Origin of the sequence: Chromohalobacter sp. HP20-39 (assembly GCF_033052815.1) — a bacterium.
In the GTDB taxonomy this organism is placed as follows: Bacteria; Pseudomonadota; Gammaproteobacteria; order Pseudomonadales; family Halomonadaceae; genus Chromohalobacter.
The window spans coordinates 1-357 of sequence record NZ_JAWHTP010000297.1; the positions used below are offsets into that span (position 1 = coordinate 1).

Here is a 357-nt window from a genome sequence, read left to right on the forward strand (position 1 = left end):
TACCACTACCTGCTCGATGGCCAACAGCGAACGACCGCGCTGTTCACCTCCATTTTTGGCGGCAAGATTGCCAACCGAGAAGGCTTCGACCCAACCCTCTTTGTTGACCTATCGGTAGAAAGCACGGGCGACACGGATGACGAGACCTATCGACAACGCTTCCTCTTCCCGGAAGAAATTGTCCGAAGCGAAGAGCTCATGCAAGGAGTCAAAGAGTTTCGCGTGGTGAAGCTGCAACGCATCCTGGAGCACTACGGCCAGGTGGAGGCTGAGCTTGAGAGCCGCAATGTCAAGTACGAGCACCCGATGCGCCAGCACCTGCGGCGCTTTCTCGCTATTTTTGGCAGTTACCGGCTC

1 protein-coding gene is annotated in these 357 nt (G+C 56.3%); it reads left to right on the plus strand.

Annotated features, from left to right (window positions below):
- The coding region (locus RVY79_RS18065; RefSeq protein ID WP_317465904.1) for a hypothetical protein at positions 1-357 on the plus strand (357 nt) is incomplete at both ends.